The organism is Pseudomonas sp. FP2309, assembly GCF_030687575.1.
In the GTDB taxonomy this organism is placed as follows: Bacteria; Pseudomonadota; Gammaproteobacteria; order Pseudomonadales; family Pseudomonadaceae; genus Aquipseudomonas.
This window is the reverse complement of the sequence record NZ_CP117439.1, coordinates 3832227-3849040: the sequence shown is the minus strand read 5'-3', so window position 1 is coordinate 3849040 and position 16814 is coordinate 3832227. Positions and strand designations below refer to the sequence as shown.

The 16814-nt window shown below is 62.9% G+C and carries 11 protein-coding genes; 5 read left to right on the top strand and 6 right to left on the bottom strand.

Annotated elements, in window-relative coordinates:
- Positions 1-5 precede the first annotated feature (5 nt).
- Together PSH59_RS17620 and PSH59_RS17615 are read left to right on the top strand one after the other, a co-directional pair.
- Positions 6-197, top strand: a complete 192-nt coding sequence (locus PSH59_RS17620; protein ID WP_003172956.1) for a PLDc N-terminal domain-containing protein — start codon at positions 6-8, stop codon at positions 195-197.
- 318 nt (positions 198-515) lie between these two features.
- Positions 516-2603: an LTA synthase family protein gene (locus PSH59_RS17615; protein WP_248077779.1), complete on the top strand. Its 2088-nt coding sequence runs from the start codon at positions 516-518 to the stop codon at positions 2601-2603.
- A gap of 55 nt (positions 2604-2658) precedes the next feature.
- Here PSH59_RS17615 and PSH59_RS17610 read toward each other — a convergent pair whose 3' ends face one another.
- A complete protein-coding gene (locus PSH59_RS17610; RefSeq protein WP_010208879.1) occupies positions 2659-2811 on the bottom strand; it encodes a DUF3309 family protein in 153 nt (50 codons plus the stop codon).
- Positions 2812-3140: 329 nt separating this feature from the next.
- On the opposite strand from PSH59_RS17610, the gene PSH59_RS17605 reads away from it, so the two are divergent.
- Positions 3141-3956 carry an SDR family oxidoreductase gene (locus PSH59_RS17605; RefSeq protein WP_248077777.1) on the top strand — a complete coding sequence of 272 codons (816 nt, stop codon included), beginning with the start codon at positions 3141-3143 and terminating at the stop codon, positions 3954-3956.
- 127 nt (positions 3957-4083) lie between these two features.
- Positions 4084-4281, top strand: a complete 198-nt coding sequence (locus PSH59_RS17600; protein WP_305393314.1) for a carbon storage regulator — start codon at positions 4084-4086, stop codon at positions 4279-4281.
- Here the strand turns inward: PSH59_RS17600 and PSH59_RS17595 are convergent, their stop codons facing one another.
- From PSH59_RS17595 to PSH59_RS17580, 4 genes are all read right to left on the bottom strand, one after another.
- Positions 4282-4509, bottom strand: a complete 228-nt coding sequence (locus tag PSH59_RS17595) for a YheU family protein (protein ID WP_003236706.1) — start codon at positions 4507-4509, stop codon at positions 4282-4284.
- 59 nt (positions 4510-4568) lie between these two features.
- Entirely contained in the window at positions 4569-5753 is a 1185-nt protein-coding gene (locus PSH59_RS17590) for an osmoprotectant NAGGN system M42 family peptidase (RefSeq protein ID WP_159936516.1), read from the bottom strand.
- 136 nt (positions 5754-5889) lie between these two features.
- Positions 5890-7635, bottom strand: coding sequence for an N-acetylglutaminylglutamine synthetase (gene ngg, locus PSH59_RS17585; protein ID WP_248077774.1), 1746 nt, complete (start codon positions 7633-7635; stop codon positions 5890-5892).
- 3 nt (positions 7636-7638) lie between these two features.
- The gene (locus tag PSH59_RS17580; protein WP_248077773.1) at positions 7639-9411 is read right to left on the bottom strand and encodes an N-acetylglutaminylglutamine amidotransferase; all 1773 of its coding nucleotides are present in this window, start codon (positions 9409-9411) and stop codon (positions 7639-7641) included.
- A gap of 492 nt (positions 9412-9903) precedes the next feature.
- Between PSH59_RS17580 and PSH59_RS17575 the strand changes: the two genes are divergently transcribed.
- Positions 9904-14727, top strand: coding sequence for an NEL-type E3 ubiquitin ligase domain-containing protein (locus PSH59_RS17575; protein WP_305393313.1), 4824 nt, complete (start codon positions 9904-9906; stop codon positions 14725-14727).
- A 20-nt stretch (positions 14728-14747) separates the two neighbouring features.
- Here the strand turns inward: PSH59_RS17575 and mnmC are convergent, their stop codons facing one another.
- Complete coding sequence (gene mnmC, locus PSH59_RS17570; protein ID WP_248077771.1) at positions 14748-16739, bottom strand: bifunctional tRNA (5-methylaminomethyl-2-thiouridine)(34)-methyltransferase MnmD/FAD-dependent 5-carboxymethylaminomethyl-2-thiouridine(34) oxidoreductase MnmC; 1992 nt, start codon at positions 16737-16739, stop codon at positions 14748-14750.
- Positions 16740-16814 lie beyond the last annotated feature (75 nt).

Here is a 16814-nt window from a genome sequence, read left to right as displayed (position 1 = left end):
ACACCATGGGTTCCACTTTTAACGGCTTGATCGGCCTGATCATCCTCGCGCTGGATATCTGGGCGATCATCAACGTGTTCAAAAGCGGCGCGAGCACAGGCGCCAAAGTCTTGTGGATCCTGTTGATCCTGCTGCTGCCGGTACTGGGCCTGATCATCTGGGCGATTGCCGGGCCGCGCGGTAACGTGCGCATCTGATCGCCCGCCCCCGGTCACCGCGGCCGGGGGCTTCCTGCACATTCCTCCGTTTAATTTTGTGTGTCGAAATATTCGCTGCACAGAATTTTCACATCTGATCCAAGACAATTCGCCGGCTTTATCTGCCTGCCAAGGCTCTATCTCAAAGGCCATTAAAGGCGGGGCAGGGGTGTACGTTCAGTAATTAATAGCCTTGCCGGTCTTGATCGGGCACCATTTGCGCCACCGCGTTAACCGCCTACCCCAGCCAGCCTGGGCGAGGGACGGACGCCCCTGCATTATTTCGCAACTTAAACTTCCATTGGGTCCTGAAACGACATGGCTAACCCGGACGCCCTGAGTCAGCAGCGAGCTTCAAATCGCCTGCTGCAACCGACCGTCAAATCCCATCTGGCGTACACGCTGCTCTGCGCACTGGTCATGATGGTGATGCTCTCCCTGCTGCGCCTGGCGCTGCTGGTCTATAACCGCGAAATGATCCTCGACACGCCGGCCTCGACCTTCCTTGAAGCGTTCGCCAACGGCCTGCGCCTGGATATTCGTCTGGTGGTGTACCTGCTCATTCCGTTGCTGCTGGCACTGTTCAGCGTGCGCGCCATGGCCGCGCGAGGCTTATTCCGTTTCTGGCTGACGCTCGCCTCCAGCATCGCCTTGTTCCTGGGCTTGATGGAGATGGACTTCTACCGCGAGTTCCACCAGCGCCTCAACGGCCTGGTCTTCCAGTACGTCAAGGAAGACCCGAAAACCGTGATGAGCATGCTCTGGTACGGTTTTCCGGTGGTGCGCTACCTGTTGGCCTGGGCCGTGGGTACGCTGATCCTGAGTATGGCGTTCAAAGGCGCCGACCGCGCCACCCGTCCACGAGGGCCGTTCAGCGGCGGCAGCATCGGCACCCGTCAGGTGGCGCCATGGTATTCACGCATTGCGGTGTTCGTGGTCTGCCTGTTGATCGCTGTGGTCGCCGCGCGCGGCACCCTGCGCCAGGGTCCGCCGCTGCGCTGGGGTGACGTGTATACCACCGATTCCAACTTCGCCAACCAACTGGGCCTCAATGGCACGTTGTCGTTGATCGCCGCGGCCAAGGCGCGCTTCGGTGAAGACCGTTCCAACGTGTGGAAGGCCACCCTGGACCAGCCGCTGGCGACTCAGACCGTGCGCGACATGCTGGTGCTGCCGCAAGAGAAACTGGTCGACACCGACAGCGCGGCCGTACGCCGTGACTACATGCCACCGGCCGAGAAGACCCTGCCGATCAAGAACGTGGTGGTCATCCTGATGGAAAGTTTCGCTGGTCACTCGGTGGGCGCATTGGGCCGTCCGGGTAACATCACGCCGTACTTCGACAAATTGTCCAAGGAAGGCCTGTTGTTCGACCGCTTCTTCTCCAACGGCACCCACACCCACCAGGGCATGTTCGCCACCATGGCGTGCTTCCCGAACCTGCCAGGCTTCGAATACCTGATGCAGACCCCGGAAGGCAGCCACAAGCTGTCAGGCCTGCCGCAACTGCTCAGCGCCCGTGATTTCAACGACGTGTATGTCTATAACGGCGACTTTGCCTGGGACAACCAGTCGGGCTTCTTCAGCAACCAGGGCATGACCGACTTCATCGGCCGCAACGACTTCGTCAACCCGGTGTTCTCCGACCCGACGTGGGGCGTGTCCGACCAGGACATGTTCAACCGTGGCCTGGAAGAGCTCAAGGCGCGCGAAGGCGGCAAGCCGTTCTATGCGCTGCTGCAAACCCTGTCCAACCACACGCCGTATGCATTGCCGACCCCGTTGCCGGTCGAGAAAGTCACCGACCGTGGCAGCCTCAACGAGCATTTGACGGCCATGCGCTACTCCGACTGGGCCCTGGGCCAGTTCTTTGAAAAGGCCCGCAAGGAGCCGTACTTCAAGGAGACCCTGTTTGTGATTGTGGGCGACCACGGTTTCGGCAACGAACAGCAGATCACCGAAATGGACCTGGGCCGCTTCAACGTGCCGATGCTGATGATCGCACCGGGCATGCAGGAGAAGTTCGGCGAGCGTGACCATACCGTGGGCACGCAGATCGACATCGTGCCGACCATCATGGGCCGCCTGGGTGGCGACACCCTGCACCAGTGCTGGGGACGTGACTTGCTTAACCTGCCGGAAGGCGACAAAGGCTTCGGCGTGATCAAACCATCGGGCAGCGATCAGACCGTGGCTCTGGTCACGGGCGACCGTATTCTGGTACTGCCCAAGGAGATGCCGCCGAAGTTGTGGGCATACCAACTGGGCGCGGAGCCGAGCGGTAAAGTCATTCCTGAGTCGCCGGACGAGGCGGCCCTCAAGCAAAAGCTTGAGTCGTTCTTGCAGACCGCCACCAAAAGCTTGCTGGACAACACCGCCGGTGTAGTGGACGGTAAGCCGGACTAACTGACGCGCAATAAAAAAGAGGCCTTCGAAAAGGCCTCTTTTTTTTGTCTGCGTTTTATATCTTGCCGAGCAGCAACAGCACCAGCAGCACCACCAGCACAACACCCAGGATACCCGACGGGCCATAACCCCAGCTGCGGGAGTGAGGGAACACTGGCAGACCACCGACCAGCAGGAGGATCAGGATAATGATCAGAATGAGGCTCATGGTTTTTTTCCTTATTGGCCTTCTATAAAGACCGGTCATTAACGACACGCTCGCACATCTTGTTACGAACGCCTTAACAACTCCGACTCGTGCGCTTCACAGAAAATTCCAAGTTTTTTTTAAAGCATTTCGCTGCGTGGGTTATTTCTTTTAACGCGTGCACTAAAAGCATCGCTTAGTTGAAAAACATTGAACTTAGCCACGCCGCCGAAATCCGACCGGGCCCGCGGTTTGCCTGGGGCATTCATCAGCCTGATGGTGCGTGGGTGCGGGAAAAACCTTCGCTACACTGCCGATCACTTCTTCTGTGAACCACAAGGCTACTTCCTATGCAAAATCGCATGATGATCACTGGCGCCGGGTCCGGCCTGGGTCGTGAAATCGCTCTGCGCTGGGCCCGTGAGGGCTGGCAGTTGGCCTTGTCGGATGTCAGCGAGCCGGGCCTGCAGGAAACCCTCAAGCAGGTGCGCGAGGCCGGTGGCGATGGTTTTATCCAGCGCTGCGATGTGCGTGACTACAGCCAGCTCACCGCGTTTGCCCAGGCCTGCGAGGTCAAGTTGGGCGGCATCGACGTGATCGTCAATAACGCGGGGGTGGCGTCCGGTGGCTTTTTCGCCGAGCTGTCCCTCGAGGATTGGGACTGGCAGATCGCAATCAACCTGATGGGCGTGGTCAAGGGCTGCAAAGCCTTCCTGCCCCTGCTTGAAAAGAGCAAGGGCCGCATCATCAACATCGCGTCCATGGCCGCGTTGATGCAGGGGCCGGCCATGAGCAACTACAACGTGGCCAAGGCCGGTGTGGTGGCGCTGTCGGAGAGCCTGCTGGTGGAACTCAAGCAACAGGAGGTGGGCGTGCACGTGGTGTGCCCGTCGTTCTTCCAGACCAACCTGTTGGACTCGTTCCGTGGGCCAACGCCGGCCATGAAGGCGCAGGTGGGCAAGTTGCTTGAAAGCTCGCCGATCTCGGCGGCGGACATTGCCGATTACATCTATCAGCGTGTGGCGGAGGGGGAGTTCATGATTCTGCCCCACGAGCAGGGGCGGATGGCGTGGGCCTTGAAACAGAAGAACCCGCAGTTGCTCTACAACGAAATGACCACCATGGCCGACAAAATGCGCGCCAAGGCGCAGGCTGTTAAAGGCTGAATAAGGCGCGGTCTGTCAGGCAAATTACCTTGTTATGTAGGTCGCGCCTGATTTGACCGCAAGCCATTGCTGCAAATCTGCTGAGCGCGCATGGTCGAGGTCCTGTTACTGCAAAAGGACACACGCCATGTTGGTTTTAAGCCGCGCCGTAGGCGAAGTCATCTGCATCGGCGATGACATTGCCGTGCACATCCTCGAAGTGAACGGTCATCACGTGAAGGTCGGCGTTCAGGCGCCTGCCGGAGGGCACGTGCGCCGCGACGAGGCGCACCGCACGCTTCTCAAGCGCTCGCTCACGTCAACGCAACCGGAAAGTAACCCCTAGTCAGTCGAACAGGTGCTTGGGCACGTCGTGCTTGAGCATCAACTGGCATTGCTCGCTGTCGGGGTCGAACACGATCAGCGCCTGGCCCTTGGTCAGCGCCTGGCGCACGCGCAGTACGCGGGTTTCCAGGGGCGTGTCGTCGCCATTGTCGGTGCCGTCACGGGTGACGAAATCCTCGATCAGGCGCGTCAGGGTGTCGACTTCAAGTGCGTCGTAGGGAATCAGCATACAAGCCTCAGGTATTAAGTCCCGGCGATGCTACTGCGCCGGGACCCGTGTGACCAGTCTCAGGACTTCTGACCGACCAGGCTGTCCACCGACGGCACCCGTGTGTCGCTCTCCATCTGCGTCTCATGTTCCAACTGATGACTGAAACGGTCCAGCGAACCCTGGGCCGGCTGCGCGTCGCTGGCGAACACCGGTGGGCTGAGGATATACGCGCCCAGCAAGCGGCTCAGGGCGGCCAGGCTGTCGATATGGGTCCGTTCGTAGCCGTGGGTCGCATCGCAGCCAAACGCCAGCAACGCGGTGCGGATGTCGTGGCCGGCGGTGACCGCCGAATGCGCGTCACTGAAGTAATAGCGGAACAGGTCGCGGCGCACCGGCAGGTCATTGTCCGCGGCCAGACGCAGCAGATGGCGCGACAAATGATAGTCGTAGGGGCCGCCGGAATCCTGCATGGCCACGCTTACCGCGTGCTCGCTGGAATGCTGGCCCGGCGCAACCGGGGCGATATCGATGCCGACGAACTCACTCACGTCCCACGGCAATGCGGCCGCGGCCCCGCTGCCGGTTTCCTCGGTAATGGTGAACAGCGGGTGGCAGTCGATCAGCAGCGGCTCGCCACTGTCGACAATGGCCTTGAGCGCGGCGAGCAGGGCGGCGACGCCGGCCTTGTCGTCCAAGTGGCGCGCGCTGATATGCCCGCTCTCGGTGAACTCGGGCAAGGGGTCGAAGGCCACGTAGTCGCCGACGCTGATGCCCAGCGAATCGCAATCGGCGCGGGTCGCGCAGTAGGCGTCCAGGCGCAGTTCCACATGGTCCCAACTCACCGGCATTTCATCCACCGCCGTGTTGAATGCGTGCCCGGAGGCCATCAGCGGCAACACGCTGCCACGGATCACACCGTTGTCGGTGAACAGGCTGACGCGGCTGCCTTCGGCAAAGCGGCTCGACCAGCAACCCACCGGCGCGAGGGTCAGGCGACCGTTGTCCTTGATCGCGCGTACGGCGGCGCCGATGGTGTCGAGGTGGGCTGAGACTGCGCGGTCAGGGCTATTTTTCTGGCCCTTGAGCGTGGCGCGAATAGTGCCGCGCCGGGTCATTTCAAACGGGATGCCCAGCTCTTCCAGGCGTTCGGCGACGTAGCGCACGATGGTGTCGGTAAAGCCGGTGGGGCTGGGAATGGCGAGCATTTCCAGCAGCACCTTTTGCAGGTAATTGAGATCCGGTTCTGGGATGGTTCGGGTCATGGAAACTCCTGATGACAGGTGAGCGGGTGGCGCCTGTGACAGCCGCATCGTGGGCAAGCCGGCTCCAGCAGGGAAAGGCAATCAACCTGCAGGGCCGGGCTTGCCCGCGACAGCGGCGGTACGGGCAGCCTGTGTCTCAAGCCGTCGGCTGACTGTGGGGGAACAGCAGATCCACAAACTTTTCCGCCGTGGGTTGCGGTTCATGGTTGGCCAGGCCGGCTCGTTCATTGGCTTCGATAAACACGTACTCGGGTTGATCGGCGGCGGGCACCAACAGGTCCAGGCCCACCATGGGAATGTCCAGGGCACGGGCGGCGCGCACGGCGGCATCCTTGAGCGTGGGGTGTAGGATCGCAGTGACGTCTTCCAGGCATCCACCGGTGTGCAGGTTGGCCGTGCGGCGCACCGCCAGGGTCTGGCCACGCGGCAGGATGCTGCTGTAGTCAAAGCCGGCGGCGGCCAGGGTGCGTTCGGTTTCAGCGTCCAGCGGGATTTTGCTTTCACCGTCGGTTGCGGCCTGACGGCGTCGGCTTTGCGCTTCGATCAGCGCGCGGATGGAATGCTGCCCGTCCCCGGTCACTTCGGCAGGGCGGCGAATCGCAGCGGCGACCACTTCGAAACCGATTACCAGAATGCGCAGATCCAGGCCCTCGTGGAAGCTTTCGAGCAGCACCCGGCTGTCGAACTGGCGCGCGGTTTCAATCGCCTGCTGCACCTCTTCGATACTCTGCAGGTCGACCGCCACGCCCTGGCCCTGTTCGCCATCCAGCGGCTTGACCACCACGCGCTGGTGTTCGTCGAGGAACTCCAGGTTGTCGTCGGCGCTGCCTGCCAGTTGCTGCGACGGCAGCTGCAAGCCGGCGGCCTTGAGCACTTTGTGGGTCAGGCTCTTGTCCTGGCACAGGGTCATGCTGATGGCACTGGTCAGATCACTCAACGACTCACGGCAGCGCACGCGGCGCCCGCCGTGGCTGAGGGTGAAGAGGCCGGCGTCGGCGTCATCGACCTGCACATCGATGCCGCGTCGGTGGGCTTCTTCAACGATGATCCGTGCATAAGGGTTGAACCCCGCCTCCGGGCCTGGCCCAAGAAACAGCGGCTGGTTGATGCCGTTCTTGCGCTTGATCGCAAAGGTGGTCAGCGCGCGAAACCCGAGCTTGGCGTAGAGGCTCTTGGCCTGGCGGTTGTCGTGCAGCACCGAGAGGTCGAGGTAACTCAGGCCACGGCTCATAAAGTGCTCCACCAAATGGCGCACCAGCACTTCGCCGACGCCGGGGCGACTGCATTGCGGGTCGACCGCCAGGCACCACAAACTGCACCCGTTTTCCGGGTCGTGAAAGGCTTTCTGGTGGTTCAGGCCCATGACACTGCCGATTACCGCGCCGCTGTCTTCGTCCTCTGCCAGCCAGTACACCGGGCCGCCTTGATGGCGGGGCGTAAGGCGTTCGGGGTCGACCGGCAACATGCCGCGCCCCTGGTACAACTGGTTCACCGCCAGCCAGTCGGCCTCGGTTTGCGCGCGGCGAATACGGAAACCGCGAAACACGCGGGTTGCCGGGCGGTAGTCGCTGAACCACAGGCGCAGGGTGTCGGACGGGTCGAGGAACAACTGCTGCGGGTCGATGCCGAGAATCTGCTGCGGCGCGGCCACATACAGCGCGATGTCGCGCTCGCCAGGCTGCTCATGCAGCAGTTCCTGGGCCAGGCTCGCGGGGTCGGGGAAGGTGTGCCCGATCAACAGGCGGCCCCAGCCGCAATGCACGGCAATCGGTTCGGCGGCCAGGGGGCTGCCGTCTTCGGCCAGTCGGGCCTGCAGGCGCTCGTAGGTGGGCGCCTGGCCTTTTATCAAGCGTTGGCTGTAAGCCGCTGCGTGGGGTTTCATCAATCAGATTCCTTGTTCGCTGAGCCATAGGTTCAGCGCCGCCAGTTGCCACAGCTTGGAGCCGCGCAGCGGGGTCAGTTGGCCTTGGGGATCAGTCAGCAGGCGGTCGAGCATGGCCGGGTTGAACAGGCCGCGATCCTGGCTCGGGTCCAGCAACAGGTCACGTACCCAGTTCAAGGTGTCGCCCTGCAAATGCTTGAGGCCGGGTACTGGGAAGTAGCCTTTTTTACGGTCGATGACTTCGCTCGGGATCACCCTGCGCGCAGCTTCCTTAAGCACCTGCTTGCCGCCATCGGGGAGCTTGAATTTTCCGGGCACACGGGCCGACAGCTCCACCAGGCGGTAGTCCAGGAAAGGCGTGCGCGCTTCCAGGCCCCAGGCCATGGTCATGTTGTCGACGCGTTTGACCGGGTCGTCCACCAGCATCACCGTGCTGTCCAGGCGCAATGCCTTGTCGACTGCGGCATCGGCACCGGGCATGGCGAAGTGTTCGCGCACGAAGTCGCCGGCGGCGTCATTGGCGGTCAGCCATTTCGGCGCGACGGTGGCGGCGTAATCGTCGTAGCTGCGGTCGAAGAACGCATCGCGGTAGGCGGCGTAGGGATCGCTGGCGCCATCCACTTGCGGGTACCAGTGGTAACCGGCGAACAGCTCGTCCGCACCCTGGCCGCTTTGCACCACTTTGCAGTGCTTGGCCACTTCCCGCGACAGCAGGTAGAAGGCGATGCAGTCGTGGCTGACCATCGGTTCGCTCATGGCGCGGAACGCCGCCGGCAGTTGCTCGATGATCTCGCTTTCGGCAATGCGCAGTTGGTGGTGACGGGTGCCGTAGTGCCTGGCGATCAAATCCGAATACTGGAACTCGTCACCGCGTTCGCCGCCGGCATCTTCAAAACCAATCGAGAAGGTCGACAGGTCCTGCACCCCGACTTCCCGCAGCAGGCCGACGAGCATGCTCGAGTCGACACCGCCGGAGAGCAACACGCCCACATCCACTGCCGCCCGTTGGCGGATGGCCACGGCTTCGCGGGTGCTCTCGAGCACGCGGTCGGTCCAGTCGTGCAGGGTCAGGTTTTTCTCATCGTCGTGGGGGCCGTAGGGCAGGGTCCACCAGGTTTTCTGCTCGGTGGCGCCGTCGGCGTCGATGCGCATCCAGCTGGCTGGCGGTAGCTTTTCGATACCCGCCAGCAAGGTGCGCGGTGCCGGCACCACGGCGTGGAAGTTCAAGTAATGGTTGAGCGCCACCGGATCGAGGATCGGGTTGATATCACCACCCTTGAGCAGCGCCGGCAGCGCCGAGGCAAAGCGCAGGCGCTGGCCGGTGCGCGACAGGTACAACGGCTTCACCCCCAGGCGGTCGCGGGCGATGAACAGACGCTTGGCATCGCGCTCCCAGATGGCGAAGGCGAACATGCCGTTGAGCTTGGGCAGCAACGCTTCGCCCCAGGCGTGATAGCCCTTGAGCAGCACTTCGGTGTCGCCGCCGGAATAGAAGGCATAGCCCAGAGCTTCGAGCTCCTGGCGCAGTTCCGGGAAGTTGTAGATGGCGCCGTTGAAGGCCAGAGACAGTCCCAGTTGGGCATCGACCATCGGTTGGGCGGAGCCGTCCGACAGGTCCATGATTTTCAGGCGGCGATGGCCCAGGGCAATCGGCCCCTGAGCATGGAAACCCCACGCGTCCGGGCCTCGCGGGGCCAGGTGATGGGTGATGCGTTCCACGGCTGCAAGGTCCGCAGGTTGATGATCGAAACGTAACTCGCCAGCTAATCCGCACATGGTGCTAAAGCCCTTGTTTTGGCTGGGCCTCGGCGCTACTTCTGAGTGTCGGTACGCCTGTGGTACCGATGTTCACCCTGTCCGATACGTTCAGCTCGACCGGTACGGACGAACGGATTCAGTTGCAGCATCAGTAGCGCTGCGGCCCTGTTTCGGAGCGGACGTACTGCTCTGATCTGCGCCCGTTCCCTGCGGCGCGAAAGCATGATCAGAGCGCGCCGTCGTAAGGAGTCTGGTTTTTACGAGTCCCGGTGGCGCTTGATCGTTCCCTGAAATTTGCCTGGATGTTACCAACGGTCGCTCCCAGCGGGGCCAGGCGCACGGCGTTCGGCGTTGCGCCGGGGCGTTGCCGGCAGGGCGTTAGTTACGTCAATTCGGCATGCAAAATTCGGGTCGCTTCGCAGGCCGTCCCAGCAGCTATTCAAACCTTTCCCGCGGGGCGCCGGGTTTATCGTAGGGCGCGTTCATCAAGCACCATCAAGGAGGAATGACATGGGCGAAGAACGCACATTGAACGACGTGGTCACCCCTGAAGTCTTGGCCGAGTTGCCCAAGGTTTTGCTGGAAGTCACCCAGGACCTGGACACCGCCCAGACGCTGCAAGCCACTTTGCCGGGATGGCTGGTAGAAGCGGAGGCGCAAACGCTGTCGGCGCTCGAACAGGCTCACCAGGACAGTGGGCCCCTGCGTGAAAAGGTCCAGGCCACGCTGAACAGGCTGGAGCCGCTCGACACGTTCTGCGCCGAACGGTTGGACGCGTTTCTGGCGGCCAAGGGCGTGCACGGTGTTGATGTCAAACAGGACATGCTGGAACTGGCCCACCGCTCGTTGACCAACCTCAACCCCGACCTCGCAGGGCCGCTGCTGGTCACGGTCACCACCGAAAAGCACAGCCTGTTGCAGGCGGCCATGCAGAACTTCAGCGCCTCACAGGCCCAAAACGGCGGCCTGTCGATCACTGCGATGATCCGCAGCGCCGCCACGGGTGAGCGAAACGCGTCGATCAGCGCCGGCGAGTTTGTCCGGCACTGCCGCGAACTGGACCTGGGCAGCGCATACCAGCGCCATGTGCGCGAGGTGTTCAACCTGCCGGCTCCCGGCGAACAAACGGTTGCCGGCCGCTATAACGAGGTGGCCAGCGACATTGGCCGGCTCAAGCTGCTCGACATGCGTACCGACCTGCATATCGCCCTGGCGAAGGGGGACGTCAGCAAGCCGATGTACGAGCGGTTGCTCGCCATGCTGGCGCGCAATGCCGATACCCATCCGATCGAGGACCTGTTGATAGAGGGGCGTGCGCTGACTTGGCACGGCTTGAACATGAACCAGGCGTGCCTGTGGAGCGTGCTGGTATTTGCCGGCCATACGGGCAAAGGTTTATCCAACGGCCGCTGTGTGGTGTACATGCCCAATGAGCCGGTTCGGCCCTGGTTCGAGTACGAGACGCTGGAGGACTTTACGGGCTATCTCAGCTTGAAGTTGCAGATCCCGGCCTATCGTGAGTTTTTTAAAGGCTATCTGGATGAGTCCGAGCGCCCGGATTTCTTCGTGGGCTTTGATCGCGACAAACGCCTGAATCTGCAAGGGCTGGCGGTAAACGTCAGCGTGTCGCAGAGTTTTTTCGAGGCCTACGTGGGCAAGGCGCAGTTGGACGCGATGGTCCTGGCCGTGCCCGTCGTTCAGGTGGATGAGGAGGCTCGCCGCGCCTTGCTTCGACGGTATCTGGATGCTGGTCTGACATTGGCCAATATCGCCGGTTTTTTCACCCCTGGCCTGGGCCAGTTGATGATGGGCGTGGCCATCGGGCAATTACTGGCCGAGGTCTATGAGGGCGTTGAGGACTGGACCCACCAGCGTAAAACCGAGGCGTTGGAGCACCTGTTGAATGTGGCGCAAGGCGTCGCTTCGATGGCGCTGTTTATGGCGGCGGGCAAGGTCGTGGGCTCGCTGTTCAAACGGACGGCGGAACCGCCCGCTGCGTTTTTCGAGCAGTTCGATGCCGTGAAGCTGTCCAGCACGCAGAAGCGCCTGTGGCGCAACAGTCTGCGTCCGTATCGTCACGTGCCCGAGGCCGACATGCTGGCGACCCCCAGTTATCGCGGGATTTATCAAGCCCATGGGCGTGCCTATATCGCCATCGACGGCGCGTTCTACCGGGTGTCTTATGACCCTGCCATCAGCCGCTGGCGCGTGCTGCATCCCTCGCGTGAGGCAGCGTACAGCCCGCCGCTTGAGCACAATGACGCCGGTGGCTGGCGCCACATGGGCGAGCGGGTGGATCAATGGCGCACGCCGACCTATGCGTTCGAACGCCTGTCGCCGGGGGTGAATTCGCTGCCGGACGGCCGACTGGCCGAAATCATCACCGCCACCCACTGCCGACTGCATGATTTGCGCCTGCTCGTCGAGCAAAACCAGGCGTTGCCGTCGCGGCTGCGCGACAGCGTGGCGCGCTGGCGGTTGGACCAGACTATTCGCGACCTGCTTTGGCAGTTGGACTATCACGGCCAGGGCCAGCCAAGCACCGCGCGCGTGCAAATGACTGCGTTGCCGCTGCTGGACGGCTGGCCCAGGGGGCGCTTTTTCGAATTGCTGGATGAGAGCGGCAACTTGCTCAAGCGTTATCCGGACACCGCCCCGTTCGATTACGAAGACCTGAGCATCCATGTCAGCGAACAGCAACTCAAGGACGGTCAATTGACCCAGATCCTGCTTGATGCCCTGAGCGACGAAGAACGCCGCACGCTGCTGGGCGCAGACGTCGCGCCCGAGCAGTTGCAGCAGCGGCTGTCGGTGCGTTTGCTGGCCAGCGTCAAGCGCCATTATCAGACACTGTTCGAGCAACTCTACCGAGACTATGACCCGCTTGCCGAAGGCAGTGTCGCCTTGCTCAAGAAACGCTTCCCGCAGTTGCCGACGGGCGTGGCCCAGGAATTGTTGGGCGAAACTTCGTCCGTCGACCGCCAACTGCTGCGCAATACCGAACGTGTGCCGCGCCGCCTGCACGCACGAGCGCGGCAGGCGTTACATGCGTTGGTGGAGGATCGCGCGGTGGCGGGGCTGTATTTACCCCCATTGGCCACGGCGCCGACCGAACGCCTGGCGATCGGCTTGCTCGGGCGCCTGCCCCATTGGCCGCGGGAAATCCATGTGCAACTGCGTGCCGGGGCCCTGGACGGCGCGTTGCTGGCCGAGCGCGCAGAGGCATCGACCGGCGTGTTGCATACGCTGGTCACGTCCGAACGTGGCTATCAGCTGTTCGACGCGCAAGGGCAGGCCCTGCACGCCCCGGTGCCTGGGCCGTCAGGGTTTTACCAGGCGCTGCTGGGCAGCTTGTCAGCGTTGCAGCGCAGCCGGCTGGGCATCTATTCCAGCGGTGAGCAGGGCGCTGCGCAACTGCAGGCCAAGCTGCGCTTGCTGGTCGCTGAAGCGCGCGACCATGTGGGTGGATACCTGCGTGAGCCTGCACCCGAACCCCTGGCGCCATCGCAACTGGGTTGCATGCAGGCGGCTCCCCCGGCCACGACGTTGCAGCCGCGGCAACTGATCCGCAAGGTGCAAACACTCTACCCCATGCTCAACGAGGTTCAGGCGTCGGGGCTGATCGAAGGGTTGGGCGAGGACCATCTGGCCCGCGCCCATGTGGTCAAGCTGTTGCAACTGTCCTTTGAGGCGCTGCACCGCACGCTCGATGCCTGGCGCAACGACCGGGCCGGGTTGGAACGCATCAATGAGCCGTTGGTAGAGGCGCGCCTGAGCCGCAAGCACGCGGCGCAGCAATTGGAGCAGTGCTGGCGACGCCTGACCGGGCTGGGTGAAGATTCGCGGCTGGCGCTCGACGGCATGCGGGTGGGGGCGCTGCCGACATTGCCGCCGGTGGTCAATTTTGATCACGTGCGCCACCTGACCCTGAAAAATATGGACGTCGGCGATGAAGCGGCCTATTTCCTCAAGTATTTCAAAGGGCTCAAGTCCCTGGACCTGTCGAGCAACCGCCTGACGCGACTGCCCGAGGCGCTGTCGCACATGCCCCACCTCGAAGCGCTGTACCTGGACCACAATAACCTTGAGCTGACGGTGTACACCCGCGCCAAGCTTGCCGACTTGCGCAACCTGCGGGTGTTGAGCCTGGCCGGCAACCGGCTGGTCGATCCGCCGCCACTGGACCACCTGTTCGACCTGCGCCGCTTGATCCTGCGTGATTGCCGGCTCAAGACCTTTCCCGAAGGCTTATGGCGCTTGCCGTTCCTGGAAACGGTCGACCTGCGCCAGAACGACATCAGCCGCCTGCCGGACTGGCTGTTCCGCGCGCCTCGCCAGCGTACCCAGGCGATCAACCTGCGCCACAACCCGCTGTCGTCCTCGACGCTGTCGCAGTTGACCGACTACCGCCGGCAAACCGGAACCGGCCTGGGCTATTTTGAAGACGATATCGCGCGCCTTAACGAACAGGCCGCCCGTGAGTTGTGGATGCCCGACCCGCGCCTGCCCGATTACCCGCAGAAAAATGACCTCTGGCTGATGCTGCGCGACGACAAGGACAGTGATGGGCTGTTCAAGCTGCTGGCTGAACTGGGCGGCTCGGCAGACACCGAGCACGTGCGCGAAGACATGACACGCCGGGTCTGGCGTGTGCTCGAAGCCACCGGCCAGCGTGCGGAACTGGCGACTGAAGTGTTCGAACGCGCTGCGACACCGATCAACTGCGATGACGCCGCCGCGTTGAACTTCAGCAGCCTGGAGATACTGGTGGAAATCAGCGACGCCGGTCTCCAGATCGAGGGTGGGCACGTTTCCGCCAAAGCACTGCTGGCTTTGGGTCAGGGCCTGTACCGACTCGATCGACTGGAAAGCATCGCGCGCTCCCACAGCCTCGACAATCCGGGCACTGATCCGTTGGAAGTCAGCCTGGCCTACCGCACGGGCCTGGCCGACATGTTTTATTTGCCGGGCCAACCCAGGCATATGCGCTATGCCAGTTTGAGCGGTGTCACACCGGCGCAGTTGAACGCCGCTGAAGCCACCGTGCGGGCCGCCGAGCTGACGCCTGCGCTGCTGCGCTTTCTAGGTGAGTTACCGTTTTGGCAGAGCTACCTCAAGAAAATCCACGCCACCCGTTTCGAAACCCTCAACGAACCGTTCGATACCCGCATGCGCGAGGTGTTCGATCAGGCCTTGGATCTCGACAGCGAAACCTACCGTACCCGCATGAATAGCGTCCTCAGGGAGCAACGGGTCGCCGAGGAAATTGAGATTGAGCGCCTGACCCGCGCGGCACTGGAGGTCGACAAACTGGCGGTGTGCGAGTTGCCTTAGCACGGCTCACGGCTCACGGCTCACGGCGCCGGCCGGCGTTTGCCGCGGATCAGTTCGCGCAGCGCAAAGCGGTTCGGATGGCAGGCATGGGCCACGGCGGCGGGCAGCGGCAGCGGTTCGTTCTCCAGCCACGCCACCAGCAGCTCGGCGGCCAGCGGCGCGGTGATCAGGCCGCGTGAGCCGTGGCCGCTATTGATGTACACGCCCTCCAGCCAGGGGCAGGGCGTGTCGGGAACTTGCCGGGCATCCCTGGCGAGTACGTCATATGCCTCGGTAAACGCCGCTGCGTCGGCCAATGGCCCGACAATCGGCAGGTAATCGGGGCTGGTGCAACGAAACGCAGCGCGGCCCTCCAGGGCCTCGATCGGCAGGCTGTCGACGTGCAATGCGTGCAGTAGATCGGCGGAGATTTCCTGCAGCAACGCCAGGTTGCCCACATGCTCGGCATGGGTCGGCGTCAGGTCATCGCTATTGAAATCGAAGCTGGCGCCGAGGGTGTGTTCGCCCAGGCGCGCGGGGGCGACATAGCCTTGTGCGCAGACCACGGTACTCAAGCGCCGGCTCTCGGCGGTGGCGGGCAAACGCGTGATTTGCCCGCGAATACGCTTGAGTGGCAACTCGGCACTGAAAGGGAAGCGCTTGATCTCGGCGGCGCCGGCCAGCACCACCACCGGCGCGCTGGCCAGCAGGCGCTCGCCATCATGGGCCTGCCATTGGCCATCGACCCGTTGCAGGGTAAGGGCATCGTGATGCACCTGCACCGTGATCGCTGGATGGCGCGCCTGCCATTGGCACAAAGCGGGGGGATGCACCCAACCGCCTTCAGGATAAAACAGCCCGCCGTGCTCCAGCGGCACACCCGCCAGGGCTGCGGCTTGCGTGGCGTCCACCGGGTGCAGCAAGTCGCTCGGGAACGCGGCGGCCAACTGGGCCTGACGCTCGGCTTCTTTGGTGTTGAACGCCAGCTGCAGCACACCGCAGTCATCCCAGTCCACCCCGCGTTGCAGCTGTTCCAGCAACCGGCGGGTGTGGCCGAAACCGCTGACGATCAATTGCGACAGCGCGGTGCCGTGGGCGGAGAGTTTGAGATAGAGCACGCCCTGGGGGTTGCCGGAAGCTTCCTGGGCCAGTCCATCGTGGCGCTCGAGCACGTTCACCTGCCAGCCCCGGGCCGCCAGGCTGGCGGCGGTGGTGCAACCGGCCATGCCGCCGCCGATCACCAGGGCGCGGCGTTCGCCGGCAGGTGGCGCAGGCCGTGCGAACCATGGAGCGGTGGCGGGAGGCAAGGCTGTCGCTTCGGGCCAGCCGACGAATTCACCGCGCAGAATCTCCCACTTATGGCCGATGCCGGGGGTGCGCTTCATCTTGAACCCGGCGGCATTGATCAGGCGGCGTACCCAGCCGGTGCTGGTGAACGTGCTGATGGTTGCACCGGGTGCGGTCAGCCGCGCCAGTTCGGCGAACAGCTCGGCGGTCCACATGTCGGGGTTTTTCGCCGGGGCGAAGCCGTCGAGAAACCACGCGTCGATCTGTGCGTCCAGTTGTGGCAACTGTTCCATGGCGTCGCCGATCAGCAGGGTCAGGGTGACACGGCCGCCGTCCAGAATCAGGCGTTGGAAGCCCTGATGGATGGCGACGTACTGGGCCAGTAATTGGGCGGCGAAGGGCTGCAGCTCAGGCCACAGAGCCAATGCCCGTTGCAGGTCGGCGTGGCTCAGGGGGTATTTTTCCACGCTGACAAAATGCAGGCGTGCCCCGGTCACGGCGTGCTGCTCGAACAACTGCCAGGCGCAGAGGAAGTTCAGCCCGGTGCCGAAACCGGTCTCGCCGATCACCAGGCGCCCATCGGCCGGCAGGGCGGCAAAGCGCGCCTGCAAGCGGTTCTGTTCCAGGAACACATAGCGGGTTTCTTCAAGGCCGGACTTGTCGGAGAAGTACACGTCGTCGAATACCCGCGAGTGCGGGCGACCTTGTTCATCCCAGTCGAGCTGGGCGTGGGATACGGGGTTCATGGGCGGCTCATCGAAAATAAAGCAGGCAAAGGCAAGGCGGCCATTCTAGCTGATCAACAGGCAATCAATTGACCC

Excerpts from the sequence above, each read along its gene's own strand:
- PSH59_RS17620 (WP_003172956.1), top strand. The coding sequence starts at position 6 with ATGGGTTCCACTTTTAACGGCTTGATCGGCCTGATCATCCTCGCGCTG.
- PSH59_RS17615 (WP_248077779.1), top strand. The coding sequence starts at position 516 with ATGGCTAACCCGGACGCCCTGAGTCAGCAGCGAGCTTCAAATCGCCTG.
- PSH59_RS17610 (WP_010208879.1), bottom strand. The coding sequence starts at position 2,811 with ATGAGCCTCATTCTGATCATTATCCTGATCCTCCTGCTGGTCGGTGGT.
- PSH59_RS17605 (WP_248077777.1), top strand. The coding sequence starts at position 3,141 with ATGCAAAATCGCATGATGATCACTGGCGCCGGGTCCGGCCTGGGTCGT.
- PSH59_RS17600 (WP_305393314.1), top strand. The coding sequence starts at position 4,084 with ATGTTGGTTTTAAGCCGCGCCGTAGGCGAAGTCATCTGCATCGGCGAT.
- PSH59_RS17595 (WP_003236706.1), bottom strand. The coding sequence starts at position 4,509 with ATGCTGATTCCCTACGACGCACTTGAAGTCGACACCCTGACGCGCCTG.
- PSH59_RS17590 (WP_159936516.1), bottom strand. The coding sequence starts at position 5,753 with ATGACCCGAACCATCCCAGAACCGGATCTCAATTACCTGCAAAAGGTG.
- ngg (WP_248077774.1), bottom strand. The coding sequence starts at position 7,635 with ATGAAACCCCACGCAGCGGCTTACAGCCAACGCTTGATAAAAGGCCAG.
- PSH59_RS17580 (WP_248077773.1), bottom strand. The coding sequence starts at position 9,411 with ATGTGCGGATTAGCTGGCGAGTTACGTTTCGATCATCAACCTGCGGAC.
- PSH59_RS17575 (WP_305393313.1), top strand. The coding sequence starts at position 9,904 with ATGGGCGAAGAACGCACATTGAACGACGTGGTCACCCCTGAAGTCTTG.
- mnmC (WP_248077771.1), bottom strand. The coding sequence starts at position 16,739 with ATGAACCCCGTATCCCACGCCCAGCTCGACTGGGATGAACAAGGTCGC.